Source organism: Eubacterium aggregans, assembly GCF_900107815.1.
GTDB lineage: Bacteria > Bacillota > Clostridia > Eubacteriales > Eubacteriaceae > Eubacterium_O > Eubacterium_O aggregans.
Genome location: NZ_FNRK01000004.1, coordinates 34,286 through 50,504 on the forward strand (window position 1 = coordinate 34,286; position 16,219 = coordinate 50,504).

13 protein-coding genes and 1 tRNA gene are annotated in these 16,219 nt (G+C 51.7%); all 14 read left to right on the top strand.

The window, feature by feature from the left end; genetic code table 11:
- Position 1 precedes the first annotated feature (1 nt).
- The 14 genes from purB to BLW33_RS03280 all read left to right on the top strand — a co-directional run bounded on the left by purB (position 2) and on the right by BLW33_RS03280 (position 16,215).
- Positions 2-1,435: an adenylosuccinate lyase gene (purB, locus tag BLW33_RS03220; protein ID WP_090304985.1), complete on the top strand. Its 1,434-nt coding sequence runs from the start codon at positions 2-4 to the stop codon at positions 1,433-1,435.
- A 151-nt stretch (positions 1,436-1,586) separates the two neighbouring features.
- Positions 1,587-2,951, top strand: a complete 1,365-nt coding sequence (locus tag BLW33_RS03225; protein ID WP_090304986.1) for an amidohydrolase family protein — start codon at positions 1,587-1,589, stop codon at positions 2,949-2,951.
- Positions 2,952-2,984: 33 nt separating this feature from the next.
- Entirely contained in the window at positions 2,985-4,751 is a 1,767-nt protein-coding gene (locus BLW33_RS03230; protein ID WP_090304994.1) for an adenine deaminase, read from the top strand.
- A gap of 304 nt (positions 4,752-5,055) precedes the next feature.
- Positions 5,056-5,132: transfer RNA gene (locus BLW33_RS03235), tRNA-Lys, on the top strand.
- A gap of 136 nt (positions 5,133-5,268) precedes the next feature.
- The gene (locus BLW33_RS14455; RefSeq protein WP_276983294.1) at positions 5,269-5,394 is read left to right on the top strand and encodes a hypothetical protein; all 126 of its coding nucleotides are present in this window, start codon (positions 5,269-5,271) and stop codon (positions 5,392-5,394) included.
- A 10-nt stretch (positions 5,395-5,404) separates the two neighbouring features.
- A complete protein-coding gene (locus BLW33_RS03240; RefSeq protein WP_090304998.1) occupies positions 5,405-6,031 on the top strand; it encodes a GNAT family N-acetyltransferase in 627 nt (208 codons plus the stop codon).
- A gap of 82 nt (positions 6,032-6,113) precedes the next feature.
- Complete coding sequence (locus BLW33_RS03245; protein ID WP_090305000.1) at positions 6,114-6,899, top strand: sulfite exporter TauE/SafE family protein; 786 nt, start codon at positions 6,114-6,116, stop codon at positions 6,897-6,899.
- 162 nt (positions 6,900-7,061) lie between these two features.
- A complete protein-coding gene (locus BLW33_RS03250) occupies positions 7,062-8,234 on the top strand; it encodes a 1-propanol dehydrogenase PduQ (protein WP_090243838.1) in 1,173 nt (390 codons plus the stop codon).
- Positions 8,235-8,300: 66 nt separating this feature from the next.
- Positions 8,301-10,448, top strand: coding sequence for an ATP-dependent helicase (locus tag BLW33_RS03255; RefSeq protein WP_090305002.1), 2,148 nt, complete (start codon positions 8,301-8,303; stop codon positions 10,446-10,448).
- Entirely contained in the window at positions 10,441-11,289 is an 849-nt protein-coding gene (locus BLW33_RS03260; RefSeq protein WP_242911583.1) for a tyrosine-protein phosphatase, read from the top strand. Before BLW33_RS03255 ends, BLW33_RS03260 begins: the two co-directional genes overlap by 8 nt.
- 129 nt (positions 11,290-11,418) lie before the next feature.
- Complete coding sequence (locus tag BLW33_RS03265; RefSeq protein WP_090305004.1) at positions 11,419-13,029, top strand: potassium/proton antiporter; 1,611 nt, start codon at positions 11,419-11,421, stop codon at positions 13,027-13,029.
- A 104-nt stretch (positions 13,030-13,133) separates the two neighbouring features.
- Positions 13,134-14,504 carry an MATE family efflux transporter gene (locus tag BLW33_RS03270; protein ID WP_090305006.1) on the top strand — a complete coding sequence of 457 codons (1,371 nt, stop codon included), beginning with the start codon at positions 13,134-13,136 and terminating at the stop codon, positions 14,502-14,504.
- Between the two features lie 71 nt (positions 14,505-14,575).
- The gene (gene murB, locus BLW33_RS03275; RefSeq protein ID WP_423230231.1) at positions 14,576-15,496 is read left to right on the top strand and encodes a UDP-N-acetylmuramate dehydrogenase; all 921 of its coding nucleotides are present in this window, start codon (positions 14,576-14,578) and stop codon (positions 15,494-15,496) included.
- Positions 15,487-16,215: a PHP domain-containing protein gene (locus BLW33_RS03280; protein WP_090245180.1), complete on the top strand. Its 729-nt coding sequence runs from the start codon at positions 15,487-15,489 to the stop codon at positions 16,213-16,215. Before murB ends, BLW33_RS03280 begins: the two co-directional genes overlap by 10 nt.
- Positions 16,216-16,219 lie beyond the last annotated feature (4 nt).

Below are 16,219 nucleotides of genomic sequence, written 5' to 3' on the forward strand. Positions count from 1 at the left end.
AATGAAAGAGTATTACGAAAGCCCCCTCATTGAACGGTATGCCTCCAAGGAAATCAGCCGGATTTTTTCCGCAGATAATAAATTTTCCACCTGGCGCAAGCTCTGGGTCGCCCTGGCAGAAGCGGAACAGGAATTGGGGTTACCCATTACCGATACACAGATTGAAGAGCTTCGGGCCAAAATTTATGACATAGACTATGACATGGCCGCCAAGGAAGAAAAAATCCTTCGCCATGATGTCATGGCCCATGTCCATACCTACGGGGCCCAGTGCCCCGGGGCCAAGGGAATTATCCACCTGGGGGCCACCAGCGCCTATGTGGGGGATAATACGGACATCATTACCTATACCGAAGGCCTGGTCCATGTCAAGGGCATTCTGGTCAACCTCATCGCCAAGCTGACGGATTTTGCCATGGAATACAAGGACCTGCCCACCCTGGGCTTTACCCACTTCCAACCAGCCCAGCTGACGACTGTAGGGAAACGGGCCACCCTGTGGATTCAGGACCTGCTCCTGGACTACGAAGACCTCTGCCACCTGATTTCTAATGTGCGCCTCCGGGGAGCCAAGGGAACTACCGGTACCCAGGCCAGCTTTATGGATCTCTTCGAAAACGACCAGGCCAAGGTGAAGCAGATCGATGCCCTGGTGGCCAAGAAGATGGGCTACAAAAAAACCTACGCTGTCACCGGGCAAACCTATCCCCGTAAATTTGACGCCCAGGTGTTAGCCGTGCTGTCCGGCATCGCCCAGAGCCTGAGCAAATTTGCCACGGATATCCGCCTTCTCCAGCATTTAAAGGAAGTGGAAGAGCCCTTCGAAAAAACACAAATCGGCTCCTCGGCCATGGCCTACAAGCGGAACCCCATGCGCTCAGAACGCATCTGTTCCCTAGCCCGCTATGTCATTGTGGATTCCCTCAACCCCGCCATCACCCAGGCTACCCAGTGGTTTGAACGGACCCTGGATGATTCCGCCAACAAGCGGATCGCTGTGCCTGAAGCCTTCTTAGCTGTGGATGCCATCATCTCCATCGCCAATAACGTGGCGGGGGGCCTGGTGGTCTACCCCAAGGTCATTCGCCAGCATATTTTAAATGAGCTGCCCTTCATGGCCACGGAAAACATCATCATGGAAGGGGTGAAGCGCGGCGGAGACCGCCAGGACCTCCATGAAAAAATTCGGGTCCTCTCCATGGAGGCCGGGGCCACCGTAAAGGTAGAAGGCAAGCCCAATGACCTCATGGACCGTATCGTCGCTGACGGTACCTTCGGGATCACCGAGGCAGACGTTGCCGCCATTTTGGATCCCAGCCTCTATATCGGCCGGGCCCCCCAACAGGTGGAGGATTTCATCGAAGAGGAAGTCACTCCAATTTTAGAAGCCAACGCTGACCTTATTGATAAATCCGAAGTGGATTTAAAGGTTTAATCCCATAAAATCTGAACACCCCAGAAGTGGAACCCACGCATCTGGGGTGTTTTTTTATATAGGACGGTTCTAATTTGTAATTTTATTGGCAAGTGGAGAGGCAGTGCAGTATAATGAAAGGAAGCATGAAGAGGAGGTAATAAAGAGCAACATGGTGAAACAGATATATTTGAAAAATGCCATGATCCTGACCATGAACGATCAAAATCAGGTTTATGAGCGGGGGGATATTCTGATTAACGGAGACCGTATCCAGGCGGTGGGCAAGGTGGACCCGGTCACGATTCCTCTAGGGGCTGAAATTTTCGATCTCCAGGGGAAGTATGTCCTTCCAGGGCTGGTGAACACCCACGTCCATACCTCCCAGCAAATTAGCCGGGGAGTGGGGGATGATGTGGACTTTATGACCTGGCTCCACAAACGGATGTGGCCCTTTGAAAGCAACATGACAGAGGAAGATTCCTATGTATCGACCCTGATGTGTTGTCTGGAGCAAATCCGCTGTGGGGTGACCAGCTTTGCAGAGCCTGGGGGGCAATTTGTCTCGGGGATGGCTAGGGCTGTGGCTCAGGCTGGGCTTCGGGCCAAGCTGGCAAAATCCGTTATGGACTGTGGCGAGGGTCTTCCGGAAATTTGGCAGCGAACCGCCGATGAAGAGCTGGACCAACAGGTCGAGGATTTGAAAAAATACCATAACACCGCCGATGGCCGGGTCCAGGTGTGGTTTGGCCTGCGAACCATCTTTAATAACACCGATGACCTCATCGTCCGGACTAAGGAACTGGCGGATCACTACGGTGTGGGGGTCCACATGCACGTAGCCGAGGCTAAGTCTGAAATCGAATATACCCAGGCCGTCTATGGGGAGCCCACGGTTACCCATCTTAAAAAGCTGGGGGTATTGGATAAAAACCTGCTGGCGGTTCACACCGTGTGGCTGACCAATGAAGAAATCGATTGGTTCAAGGTGTACGATGTGAAGGTCTCCCACAATCCGGCATCGGCCATGCGGGTTTTAGGCTTTGCCAAGATTCCGCAAATGCTGGCTAAAGGGGTATGTGTCTCCATCGGAACCGATGGGGCCTCCTCCAGTAATCGGATGGACATGGTGGATGAAATGTGGCTGACATCCTTAATTCACAAAGGCTGGCGGCTGGATTCCACGGTGGTGCCCTCGGAGGATATCCTTCAGATGGCCACCAAAAATGGGGCCCGGGCCCTGTTGGATGATGACCTCTACGGCAGTATTGAGGTTGGAAAAAAGGCTGACCTTATCGTTGTTAATCCCCATGGACCATCCATGATGCCCGTGAATGATCCCATTGCGGCCCTGGTGACAGCCATGCACTCCAGTAATATTGAAAGTACCATGTGTGATGGGCGATGGCTGATGAAGGATCGGGTTATCCTGACCCTGGACGAAGAAGCCATCCTGAAAGAGGCCCAGGAGCGGGCAGAAGCCATTTACGCCCGGGCCGGAATCGTATTGCCGGATCGCTATCCCGTTGTAAGATAGCTGATAATAGTATTGAGTATTAGGAGGTAGAAATTGAACACACAATTGTTGGCAGTAGCAGGGGGACAGGCTCCTGCAGATCTCGTTGTAAAAAATGGCAAGCTGGTCAATGTGTATTCCCATGAAATTTATGATGGTGGTGTCGCCATCAGCGGGGATACCATTGCCGCCGTGGGTGATGTTGATTATTGCATTGGTGAAGGGACGGAGGTTATCGATGCTGGGGGACAGTATATCACCCCAGGTTTCATCGATGGGCATATCCACCCCGAAAGCACCAGCCTGGCCATTCGTTCCTTTGCGGAACTGGTGTTAAAACACGGGACAACCGTGGTGATGACGGATCTCCACGAAATTGGCGTTGTCGCCGGCATCGAGGGGATTGAGGCTGTTTTGGATGAAGCCGCAGAAACCGCCCTTAAGCTGTATTTTGTGGTGCCCTCCCACGTCCCCTTTTCACCCAATCTGGAAACCAGCGGGGGACGCTTTGATTACGACATCATTAAAAAGGCCCTGGAACGTAAGGATGCCGTAGGCCTGTCAGAAATTGTAGGGCCCTACGTATTGGCCGGCTTCCCGGACCTCTTAGCATCCATGGATATGGCCAAGGAGATGCCTGGAAAAACCTGCCAGGGCCACTTGCCGGATATGAAGGGGCCAGCCATGAACGCTTGCTTGGCAGCTGGGGTAACCACGGACCACGAAGCCCTGGGGGCCGAGGATGCCCTTCTTCGCCTGAGAAATGGCTGCCATCTGATGATTCGCGAAGGCTCTGCTGCCCGGGGCCTGAAGGACTGCATCACGCCCATTTTAGAATTGGGATTGGATACCTCCCGGGTGAGCATCGTCACCGATGATCTTCACACGGTGGATGCTGTGGAACGGGGACATTTGGACGATGCCGTACGGGTCGCCCTGGATGCAGGGGTGGATTTTGCCACCGCCATCACCATGGTCTCCCTCAATGCCGCCCGGGCCTTCCATCTGGATGATGAAATTGGCGGATTGGCACCCGGACGCCGGGCTGATGTGAACATCACCACAGGCCCCGAGGATTTCAAGGTCCTCAGCGTTATTGCCGGGGGAACACCGATCTTAGCTCAGGGGGAAATGCTCGTCCATTACCCCGTGGCGGACCATCGGCCGTGTCTGCTCAATACCACCACCCTGAAGCACTCCATTACCCCGGACAGCTTTAAAATGAAGGCACCAGAGGGGGCAAAAAAGGTGAAGGTCCAGGTAATGGATACCCTGCCCTGGATTCCCATTACCGAAGGCCGGGAAGTGGTGCTGGATGTGGTAGATGGGACCATCACCTGTGATGTCGCCCAGGATGTATTATACATTGCCCAGGTTGAACGCTATGGCAAAAATGGCAATGTGGGGAAGGCCTTCATGGGAGGATTCCATATGCAGGCCGGTGCCATTGCTTCGTCAGTGGGCCATGATAATCACAATGTCATTGTTCTGGGGACGAATTTTGAGGATATGTCCGTGGCCGTCAATCACCTCATTGATATCGGTGGGGGGCAATGTGTCGTGGTCGATGGCCAGGTGGTGGCCGAGGTGGCCTATCCTATTTGTGGGCTTCTGTCCGATCTTTCAGGGGAAGCCCTGGCGGGAGAAAAGAAAAAACTCAATGCTGCCATCCACGATTTGGGATGTCCCATTGCCATTCCCTTTATGTTTTTATCCTTCATTTGCCTGGCAGCACTGCCCACCTACGCCATTACCGATATGGGCTTTATCAATGTCCTCACCCAGGAAGTCATTGATCCCATTTTAGAGGTTGTTGAATAATCGTTAGAATACAAAAAGGCACTGCCGACCATGCAGTGCCTTTTTATAGGGGTGTAGAAAATTGATGGATGGTATCACCAGCTCTTTTTCTTCATAATAACCATCCTTTCCGGGGTCATGGGATTTTTTCTGTGATGGACCCTCTTGCTTTTAAATTATAGAAGGGGATTCTTAATGAAAAGGAGAAAGGTACGATTGTGTGAAAAATTTTAAGAAAGTATCAATAAAAAAATAAAAAAGTACTTGCTTTTTTTATATCACTCGTCTATACTATACAAGTACCGCAAATGAGCGGTCGGTAAATGGGCCATTAGCTCAGTTGGCTAGAGCACCTGACTCTTAATCAGGGTGTCCAGGGTTCGAGTCCCTGATGGCCCACCATTTAGAAAATCGCGTCAGACCAATAAAAAGGTTTGGCGTTTTTTATTTACCATAATCGTGATATAATTAAAAAAAGGCGTATCACCTGGCCGACTGGTTGCGTTAGCGGATCAGTCCCCTTGGTGGGAGGACGCCTATGATTCGGTTTATGATCAGCTATTTTATCTGCTGTGGTTTGCTTTTGTGGTGGCTTTACGTCGCTTCAAAGCTGACCGAAGCAGAAGAAAAAGCGTACAGAGAATACAAGGATTGTATGAATTGAGGAAAGATCAATGAATAAAAGCGACTACATTATCCGATTGGAAAGAAAAAATGAATATTGTGAGGTTGAAAACCTGGTGAGAGAGGCTTTTTGGAATGTATATCGCCCCGGATGCTTAGAGCATTATGTACTAAATCAATTGAGGAATGATGCTGCATTTGTGAAGGAGCTGGATTTCGTTATGGAACAGGAGGGGCGCCTGATTGGACAGAATATGTTTATGAGGGCCTTTATTAAGACGGATGATGGCAGAGACCTTCCGATCATGGCGATGGGACCCATTGGTATTTTACCGGAATTTAAGAGACAGGGCTACGGGAAAATCCTGTTAGATTATTCCTTGGAGCAGGCGACAAAAGTGGGATGTAAAGCGGTGTGCCTTGAAGGTAATATTGACTTCTACGGAAAGAGCGGCTTTACGCTGGCAAGTACCTACGGCATCCGATACGATGGCGTATCGGAAGGAGAGGATGCACCATTCTTTTTGTGCAAGGAATTGGTTGGGGGGTATCTTGATGGAATCACGGGAGAGTATGCGCCTCCCTGTGGATATTGTGTCGATGAGAGGGAAGCGGATCAATTTGACAAGGCGTTTCCCCATAAAGAAAAGCTGAAGTTGCCCGGACAGCTCTTTTAAAAGATTAACGAAGCGTGACTAAGTCCTTTGACGACCGTGTTATTCTAAGCTTATCCAAGAAATTAGAAAAGCGAGGAATACAATGGTCGTTTTATTTTATGGTATTGCACTGTTTTCCTGCCTTATCGGAACCATTTGCGGCATGGGGGGCGGAGTAATCATCAAGCCGGTGTTGGATGCGTCCCAGCTTATGCCGGTGGCTACGGTCAATTTCCTTTCAGGGGTGACGGTGGTGGGGATGACCCTATGGAGTGTGGGGCGAACTCTGATAAAGGGGGAGTCCATCATTGATTTAAGGATAGGGACGCTGCTGGCTTTGAGTGCTGCCGTTGGGGGATTGGTAGGAAAGGAGCTTTATCAGATGGTAGCCGCTGGCTTTGAAAATCCAAATACGGCAGGTGGTGTGCAGGGGGTGCTGCTTTTTTTGGCAACGGGAGCAACCTTGATTTATACCCTTCGTCGGGCGAAAATTCCCCCTAGGCAGATTAAGTCCAGGGGGATAACCCTTATCATCGGCTTTGCGTTAGGGGTGTTTGGAGCATTCCTGGGTATTGGCGGTGGTCCCTTTAATGTGGCGGTATTATGCTATTTCTTTTCAATGGAGACGAAGACGGCGACCCAGAATAGCCTGTATATTATTTTGTTCAGCCAGACGGCCAGCACGGGCTATTCCCTGATACGGGGAAGTGTAACAGATTTTTACATTCCCATCCTCTTGGGGATGGTGGCCTTTGGGATTCTAGGGAGTGAGCTGGGGCGACGACTCAATGGGCGGCTGACTACCCGTCAAGGGGATTGGATGCTGGTGGGAGCGATGGTGCTCATTATGGGACTCAGTGGAGGGAATGCGGTGGCGTATCTTTTGTGAGACAACCGAAATATTGACAGGTATAAACTAGCTGAGTTCCATTAAATTATTGTCATCCCCTGAACTTTTTGTGCAAATGAGTTATAATATCATCAAATTAAACATTAAATCGTTGTGAGAATGAATCACTGTGAAATCATAGAGAAAATCGAGGAGGACAGCATGAGCAAAATGGATGAGGTTCGCTTTTTCCAAGTGAAACCCGCAATCTTTTACGGCATTGGTGCCATTGAAGAAATTGGCAATCATGATTTTAAACAGGTTTGTATTGTAACCGATGAAGGAATGGTCAAGTTTGGCCTTCTTAAAATGCTGACAGATGTGTTGGATGCCCACGGTATTAAGTACCATGTTTTCGATGAAGTTGAGCCGGACCCCTCCACGGAAATCGTCGAGAAAGGCCTGACCCATATCCTCATGGAAAAGCCGGATGCTTTAATTGCGCTGGGTGGTGGCTCTGCCATCGACTCCGCTAAAGCGATTATTTACTATTGCTATAATTTCAAGAAAATCTTTTTTGAAGAAGATTATATTAAAAAGCCCTACTTCATCGCCATGCCGACCACCGCAGGGACGGGCTCCGAAGTCACCGAGTATGCGGTTATTACGGATAAGAAGAACAATACCAAGATTCCATTGACGGATATTTTGATGATGCCGGATGCAGCAATCTTAGAGCCAAAGCTCATTGAAAGTGTGCCGGCTGGGGCAACGGCAGCCACGGGGATGGATGTCCTGACCCATGCCATTGAGTCCTATGTTTCCACGGATAACAATCCCTTCTCCCGGTGCTATTCCGCTAAGGCCGCAGAGCTTGTCTTTAAGAGCCTGTATGAATGCTATACCAACGGCGGCAATCTGGAAGCCAAGGCGAGCATGCAAATTGCCTCCTGTATGGCAGGGATCGCCTTCAATAGTGGCGGTCTGGGAATTACCCACAGTATTGCCCATGCCATTGGTGCCCAGTGGCACATGCCCCACGGTCTGGCTAACGCCATTACCATGCCTTATGTAGTTGCTTTTAATGGTGGGGATCAACGGGCAGAATATCTGTACACCCGGCTTCTTCACGCCATGGGGATGCATCGTGATGCAGGAACCACTGCCGCGGCTACCCTGGTGCGTATGATCTTCAAGCTTTCCATTGATATGAGCATCCCCCTGACCCTTCGGGATAAGGGCGTAGAGGAATCGGATTTCTTAGCCAACAGAGACATCATTATCGATAAAGCCATGAAGGATGTGTGTACGGTGACCAATCCGGTTAAACCCACCCGGGAAGAAATGGGTTCGGTCCTGGATATGGTTTACTATGGCTGCCCCAAGGCAGAATAATTTAACGGTTAAAAAGCACCCGTCACTGCGGGTGTTTTTTTATGAAACAGAAGGGAAGGAGGACCCATGGATCTCACACAATATTTAGAGCGGTATGCCATCACCTTGAATGCCCAGCAGCTGGAGGCCATGGAGCGAATCCAGGGGGCGACCTTGCTCTTGGCGGTTCCGGGGAGTGGAAAGACCACGGTCATCATCTGTCGGCTGGGGTATATGATCCGGGAGCTGGGGATCTCCGAGGATCAGATTCTCACCCTGACCTTTTCCCGGGCCGGGGCAAGGGATCTGGGGCAGCGTTACCGAAGTATTTTGGGAGGAGAGGGGGCGGCGCCGCGGTTCTCAACCATCCATAGCTTTGCCCTATCCGTCATCCGGACCTATGAACGGCAGACCGGTCGCCGGGCCTTTGATGTGCTTCAGGATGTGGGGGCGGTCATCCGGGCGCTTTTTCGGCAGGTTTTTAAAAGCTATCCCTCGGATAACGATATTGCGGATATCCTTTCGGCCATTACCTACACCAAGAACCTGATGTTAAATAAAGAGGAAATCGCCGCTCTCAAGGTGGGGGATTTGGATTTCCCCCGGATATACACCGCCTATGAGCAGTACAAGCGAAAGGCCCATTTGATGGACTTTGATGATATGCTGCGTTATGCTTGGCTGCTCCTTAAAAAATACCCCGCTTTGCTGGCCCATTTTACAGAGCGCTACCGCTACATCAATGTGGACGAGGCCCAGGATACCTCTAAAATCCAGTTTGAGCTCATCCATCTCCTGGTGGCTCGATGGGGCAACCTGTTTATGGTGGGGGATGAGGATCAGAGTATTTACGGTTTTCGAGGTGCCTACCCCCAGGGATTATTGGATTTTGAGACCCAGTATCCCCAGGGGAAGGTGCTGCTGATGGAGACCAACTATCGGAGTACCGGAGCCCTGGTGGCATCGGCCAACCGTTTCATTACCCTCAACCAGGAGCGATACCCCAAAAAAATGACCACCCCCAATGCTCTGGGAGTCCCTGCAGTTCAGGAGTACGTTAAAACTCTGGAGGACCAGTATCGTTTTCTGCTGAATTCCGTTCAAAAGGAAGGGAAGGAAACAGCGGTGCTGTATCGGAACAATGAATCCGCCATCCCCCTGGTGGATTTATTCGAGCGCCAGGGGGTACCCTATCGCTTAAAGGAGCATAACCCGCTGTTTTTCAGCCATTTTGTGGTTCGGGATATATTGGACTTCTTGGCTTTGTCCGAGGACCCCGGGGATGGGGAGATTTTTGAAAAGAGTTATTATAAAATGAATTGCGGTATCTCCAAGGAGAACATGATTCAGGCTATCAGACAAAAAAAGCCTGGGGAGACGGTATTTCACGCCCTGTACACCTTGCCGGGGATTCCCGAGTGGCTAGTGGAACGGGTACAGACCCAGGAGGCGGGCTTCCAACGACTGAAGACCCTGCCCATGAACCGGGTGGTGGATTATATTGAGCACCAGCTGGGCTACGGGGAGCATCTGGCCTACCGGGTGGAAATGGGGTGTCGGGAGGAGCAGCTCACCCAGAAAATGGAGATTCTAAAGACTCTGGCCAAGCGGGAGGAGACCCGGGATGGCTTTCGGAGGCGGCTTTCGGACCTGGCTGCAATCCTCAGGGGAGAGACGGAGTCTAAAGGAAGAGGCGTGCTGCTGTCTACCATTCATTCCAGTAAGGGACTGGAATTCGAGAAGGTCTTCATCATTGATGCCGTGGATGGCGAGTTCCCCAGTCGGGCGGCCCTGGAGCCCACCGAGGAGGGGGAACGTCTGATGAATGAGGAGATTCGCTTGTTTTATGTGGGGGTGACCCGGGCCAAGGGGGAGCTAGAGTTTATTTCTGTTGGACAGAAGGGCCGATACAACCCCACTCGCCCAGTATCCCGCTTTGTCGAACACTATTTAGGTCGGCGGCCGGTGGCAAAGGCGGCGGAAAAACCCATCACGGGGGGCAAGTCTCCGGGCAAAAGGGGTCTGAGTATGGGGACTGCCAGTGTCCGGCCGGAGGTAATGCCTAAGGCAGCGGTCCCTGACCACTGGGGTGTTGGGACGATCATCACCCACGGAGGCTTTGGCCCTGGGGAGATTACCGCTTTGGAGGGGGAGACGGCGACGGTGCGTTTTGAGAGGGCTGGGGCGAAAAAGCTGAACTTGGCCATTTGTCTGAGTAAGGGAATCATTGAATGAAAACATTGCAAAAAACAAAAAATTACCGTATAATAACATCATGGAGGTGGATGGGATGATCGATATGCACAATCACGTTTTATACGGGGTGGATGATGGGGCGGAGTGCCTTGAGGACAGTCTGGCCATGTTGGCGGAGGCAGCCCGGGTAGGCTATACCGGCGTGGTATTGACCCCCCATTATATGGTGTATCAGGATTACACCGCAACGGTTCGGGAGAACCAGGTACGCCTGGCCCATTTAGAGCGGGCCCTGGATGAGGCGGGTATTCCCATTACCCTTTACCTGGGCAGTGAGCTTTTTTACGACTACGAGCTGGTTGGCCGTATTGGCACCGGTGCCTTTAAAACCCTGGGGGATAGTCCCTATTATCTGGTGGAAACCGGACGGCAGGGGGGGACTGCCCTGGGGATTCAGAATTTCATGGGGAAGCTAAAGGCGTCCGGGAGGAAAACCATCCTGGCCCACCCTGAGCGTTATGATTTCGTCCAGGAGGACCCCAATGTGCTTTTGGAATTCATGGCGGCAGGGACCCTGATTCAGTCCAATTACCTAAGTCTCATCGGCTACTACGGAGGTGCTACCCAGAGGACTCTGGAGGTAATGCTACGCCATGATATGGTCCAACTGTTGGGCAGCGATGCCCACCAAGCCGAGGGCTATACCCTTTACCCTGAAGCGGCGGATGCCGGCATGACCCTGGTGGGGAAAGAGAAATGGCAGGACTTAGTGTGCATTAACCCAGAGAAAGTCATCCTGGGAAGGGGCACCGTCACCACAAGCCCTTGTTTTTACAAAGCACCAGCCACAAAAAGTGTTGTTGGCCGGTTCACACTTTAATCGAAACGAAGACGTTCACTCCAGAGAAGAAGAGCGTCTTGTTTTTTTAATCCTCACACGATGCCACCAGAAGCGAAGCGGAACGAATGTTTACTTCTTCCCCCAGATTAAAAGAAAGAAGGCGTACCCATGACCGATTATCTCCTACTCATTGCAGTAGCGATTCTATGCTGTTTGGCCCTGTACAAGCTATCTGACCGGATGGGGATTCCGGTGCTGCTGGCTTTTATCTTCCTGGGGATAGCCTTTGGAACTGATGGAATTTTGCGGATTGATTTTGACAATTATGCCCTGACGGAGCAGGTGTGCTCTGTGGCGTTGATCTTCATTATCTTTTACGGCGGATTCGGGACCCGGCTGGCGGAGGCTCGGTCCATTGTGGGGCAAGCTACCCTTCTTTCCACCCTTGGGGTGGTGGTCACAGCAGGGCTGACAGCCTGGTTTTGCCATGGCGTCCTGGGCTTTTCCTGGGGTGAGGGATGGCTGGCTGGGGCAGTGCTTTCGGCAACAGATGCGGCTTCCGTCTTTTCCATTTTACGGATGAAGCGCCTCAACCTCAAATATCATACGGCATCGCTCTTGGAAGTGGAAAGTGGGAGCAATGACCCCATTGCCTACATGCTGACCATGTCTTGCATCGGGGTGATTTTGGGAACCGGGGGGACCACCCAGATCCTTGGGTTATTGGCGTCCCAATTATGTATCGGGGGTTTGGCTGGATTCCTCTTTGCCCGTGGTGCCGGATGGTTATTAAAGCGGGTGCACCTGCCGTCGGGATTTACCATGGCCCTGGTGGTAGCTATTACCATTCTGGCTTATGCCCTGCCAACTTGGTTTGGTGGCAATGGGTATCTCTCGGTTTACCTGTTGGGCATCGGTCTGGGCAATGTGGATTTTGTGGATAAGCGGGCTTTAGTCCATTTCTTTGATGGGGTCACAGATCTGATGCAGATGGCCGTGTTCTTTGCCTTGGGGCTTCTGGCCTTTCCATCCCGACTGCCAGAGGTTTTTATCCCGGCGTTATGCATCGGTCTCTTCATTACCCTGGCGGCCAGACCGGCAATGGTCTTTGCCTTAATGGCCCCCTTCCGAGCACCATTGCGGCAGTGTATGTTGGTCTCCTGGGCGGGCCTCCGGGGGGCATCCTCCATGGTCTTTATGACCATGGCTATGCTGGCGGTGGACCCGACTTCTGATTTGTTCCATATGGTCTTCCTTGTCGTGCTGGGGTCCATCTTGTTCCAGGGGACGCTTCTGCCCTGGATCGCCCGTCATCTGGATATGATCGATGCGAAGGAGGATGTCATGAAGACCTTCTCGGATTATAGTGAGACGACTCCGGTCAAATTTTTAGGCTCTATTCTCCGGGCAGATCATCCCTGGTGTGGCTGTACCCTGAATCACATCCAAATGCCTCCCTGTACCATCATCGCCCTTATTCAACGGGGGCCGGAGTTTATCATTCCCACCGGGAGTACGACTCTAAAGGCCGATGACCGCATTGTCCTTTGTGCGAAAACAACAGAGGATCTTGAAGGTGTCCGTTTTGAAGAAAAGAAGCTGGAGCCCGGGGATAAGATGGTGGGAAAACCCCTGTCTGAGCTATCCATGGAGAAGCGGCGTCTGGTTATTATGGTCCAGCGGGAGGATCGGACCATCATCCCCAAGGGGAGTACGGTGTTAGCGGAAGGGGATGTCCTCGTTATAACGGTTTTGGACCAGGATACCCTTTTGGAGTAGCGGGACTGAAAATATTAGTCAATTCTCAATACTTTCCTTGCCAAGGAATCTTTATCTGTGTTATGATAGCCGTCGGCTATTATCATCGGGAAGGATGACAAGAAATGAAGGCAAGTAATGATTTGGGGCGGGACCCCATTATTGGTTTGGTGGCACGCCTGGCGATTCCGGCAATGGTGGCCCAGGTGGTGAATGTGCTTTATAGTATCATCGATCGGATGTTCATTGGAAATATTCCGGAGATTGGTGGAATGGCCCTGGCTGGGGTGGGCGTATGCGGCCCCATCGTTACCCTGCTGTCCTCTTTTGGGATTCTCATTGGCTTGGGAGGGTCGATTCTCATGGCCATGCGGATGGGCGCCAAGGAGACGGCAGAGGCTCGACGGCTATTGGCTAACAGCGCCGTGATGCTGGCGGTGGTGTCCCTGCTGTTGACCGTTATTTTTTTGTACTCAAAGGGTTTTTTGATTCGGAGTTTCGGAGCGAGTCCGTCAACTTTTGGCTATGCCGATACCTATTTGACGATCTACACCCTGGGGTCGTTTTTTGCGTTGATGGCGGTTGGCCTGAATTATTTTATTACCTGTCAGGGCTTTGCCTTGGTGGGGATGGTGACAGTGCTCATTGGGGCGGTGACCAATATTGTGCTGGATGCGGTTTTTATCATCGGATTGGGATGGGGCGTGGCGGGGGCAGCCTGTGCGACAGTTATCGCACAAATGCTCTCCTGTTTCTTTGCCATAGGGGTTTTGCGCTCTAAGATGATGCCGGTCCGGATCACCTTTGGGGGTTACGATTTTCGGATTTGGCGGCAGATTGCTACCATTGGCCTGCCGACATTTTTCATCTGGGCTTCGGACAGCGTAATCCTTATTGTGATGAATGCCAGTCTCCAGCATTATGGTGGGGCCCAGGGGGATGTCTTTATTTCCGCAGTGACCATTGCCCAGAGCTATTTCTTTTTGATTACGGGTCCTTTGGGGGGCTTAACCAGCGGAACCCAGGCTGTTTTAAGCTATAATTATGGGGGACGGGCAGTGGGGCGAATTCGACAGGCGCTTAAAGTAATTTTGACCTTTGGTCTCATATTGACCACAGGGATGTTTTTTGTCACCCGGTTGGTGGCGCCCCTCTTTGCCCGGGCCTTTACCCCGGATGTGGAAATTCAGGGTCTGGCCATTTGGGCCATGGGTGTCTTTACCCTGGCGGTGATTCCCTTGACCTTCCAGTATGTGCTGGTGGATGGACTGACCGCTTTGGGGCGGGTATGGACGGCCTTTTCCCTGGCTTTTATCCGAAAAGGAACCTATGTTCTGTGTGTGGTGGCCCTGCCCATAACCTGGGGGGTCCGTTCAGCCTTCTACGCCGAGCCTATTTCGGATGTGGTATCCTGCTGCGTATCGACTGTCGTATTCCTATTGATTTTCCCCCGGCTTTGCCGCCGGATGACGAGCAGGGAGCCGGGCTTCCTTTAAGGAAGCTTTTTTATTGGGGCTAAAGGATTTGTGTGCTATAATAATTTTGAAAAGCACGGGAGGAAGTGTTGATTTTGGAAAAAAAAGAGATTCAGAAATATTTAGAAAATATCGTCGGGGCCGGACATCTTCTGGTGGATGAGCCCATGGCGAAACATATATCCTTTCGGGTTGGGGGCCCAGCAGACTTTTTTGTGCTGCCCCAGGATACCCAGGAATTAGAAAAAGTTTTAGCCTTCTGCCGGGCCCAGGAGCTGGTCCATTATTTAAAGGGAAATGGCAGCAATCTTTTGGTACGGGATGGGGGATACCGCGGCATCATCATCGAAACCAAGGCCCTTTCACAGATCCAGGTGACGGAGACCGCCATTACTGCCGGGCCCGGGGCCCTGCTTCGGGACGTGGCAGATGTGGCGTTGGAGCACGCCTTAACCGGTATGGAATTTGCCTCGGGGATTCCGGGGTCCATCGGTGGGGCGGTGGTGATGAATGCCGGGGCCTACGACGGTGAGATGAAGGATATCGTCGAAGGCGTAACGGTCATTAAAAAAGATGGCACCGGTGCTACCCTGGATTTGGAAGGCTGCAATTTTGGCTATCGCCAAAGCAGCATCCAGGAGCAGGGATGGGTGGTCACCGGGGTTAAACTACGGTTAAGGGATGGGGATTACAATACCATCCAGGGAAAAATGAAAGACTTTAACGACAGGCGGCGCAGTAAGCAGCCCCTGGAGTATCCTAGTGCTGGGAGTACCTTCAGGCGTCCGGCGGGCTACTTTGCGGGAAAACTCATCCAGGACAGTGGAATGCAGGGGGCTACCGTTGGCGGAGCCCGGGTATCTGAAAAGCATGCGGGTTTCGTCATCAATGGTGGTGATGCCACCGCCCGGGATATTCAGGACCTCATTGCCAAGGTTCAGGCAGAGGTCCTGGGTCAGTACGGCGTTGCCCTGAAGACGGAAGTCATTATGATCGGAGAAGAATGCGACTAATTTGTGATATGCACACCCACACCACCTACAGCCATGGCCTGGGGACCATCACAGAGATGGTAGAGGAGGCCAGGCGGCAGGGGCTTTCAGCCATTGTCATTTCAGACCATGGAAGAAGCCACCCCCTATACGGGGTGAAAAAGGAAAATTTTGCCAAAATGCGGGCAGAAATCGATGCCCTGAACGCTAAGTATGACGATATTGAGATTTACCTTTCGGTAGAATCTAACATCATCGGAGCGGACGGAACCATCGACATTGGCGAGGAGGAGCTTAAGAATTGTGACTGGATTTATGCCGGCTACCATTATACCTATATTCCCCATCGCTTTTCGGATTTTATTCATTTGATGCTCCGAAATTACTTTACCTACGTGTTCCCCTGGATGAAGAAAAAAACCCGGGCGCGTAACACAGCCGCTTATTTGGCCATGATGGATCAGTATGATTTGAAGATGATCACCCATCCTGGGGATAAGTGTCCCATTGATGTGGACGCTGTTGGGAAGAAGGCGGCAGAAAAGGGCGTGATCTTAGAGATTAACCCCCGGCACAGCCATCTCAACGCTCAGGAGCTGAGGCGAATTTTGCCCTATGGTGGGAAATTTGCCATCAATAGCGACGCCCATCGGGTGGCCACCCTTGGAAAGGTGGAGGGCGGTTTTAAAATTGCTGAGGAAGCCGGCGTACCCATCACACGGATTGTCAATTGTGAGTAGGGAG

Bases quoted from the DNA above. Each gene is read 5' to 3' on its own strand.
- purB (WP_090304985.1), top strand. From the start codon at position 2: ATGAAAGAGTATTACGAAAGCCCCCTCATTGAACGGTATGCCTCCAAG.
- BLW33_RS03225 (WP_090304986.1), top strand. From the start codon at position 1,587: ATGGTGAAACAGATATATTTGAAAAATGCCATGATCCTGACCATGAAC.
- BLW33_RS14455 (WP_276983294.1), top strand. From the start codon at position 5,269: ATGATTCGGTTTATGATCAGCTATTTTATCTGCTGTGGTTTGCTTTTG.
- BLW33_RS03240 (WP_090304998.1), top strand. From the start codon at position 5,405: ATGAATAAAAGCGACTACATTATCCGATTGGAAAGAAAAAATGAATAT.
- BLW33_RS03245 (WP_090305000.1), top strand. From the start codon at position 6,114: ATGGTCGTTTTATTTTATGGTATTGCACTGTTTTCCTGCCTTATCGGA.
- BLW33_RS03250 (WP_090243838.1), top strand. From the start codon at position 7,062: ATGAGCAAAATGGATGAGGTTCGCTTTTTCCAAGTGAAACCCGCAATC.
- BLW33_RS03255 (WP_090305002.1), top strand. From the start codon at position 8,301: ATGGATCTCACACAATATTTAGAGCGGTATGCCATCACCTTGAATGCC.
- BLW33_RS03265 (WP_090305004.1), top strand. From the start codon at position 11,419: ATGACCGATTATCTCCTACTCATTGCAGTAGCGATTCTATGCTGTTTG.
- BLW33_RS03270 (WP_090305006.1), top strand. From the start codon at position 13,134: ATGAAGGCAAGTAATGATTTGGGGCGGGACCCCATTATTGGTTTGGTG.
- BLW33_RS03280 (WP_090245180.1), top strand. From the start codon at position 15,487: ATGCGACTAATTTGTGATATGCACACCCACACCACCTACAGCCATGGC.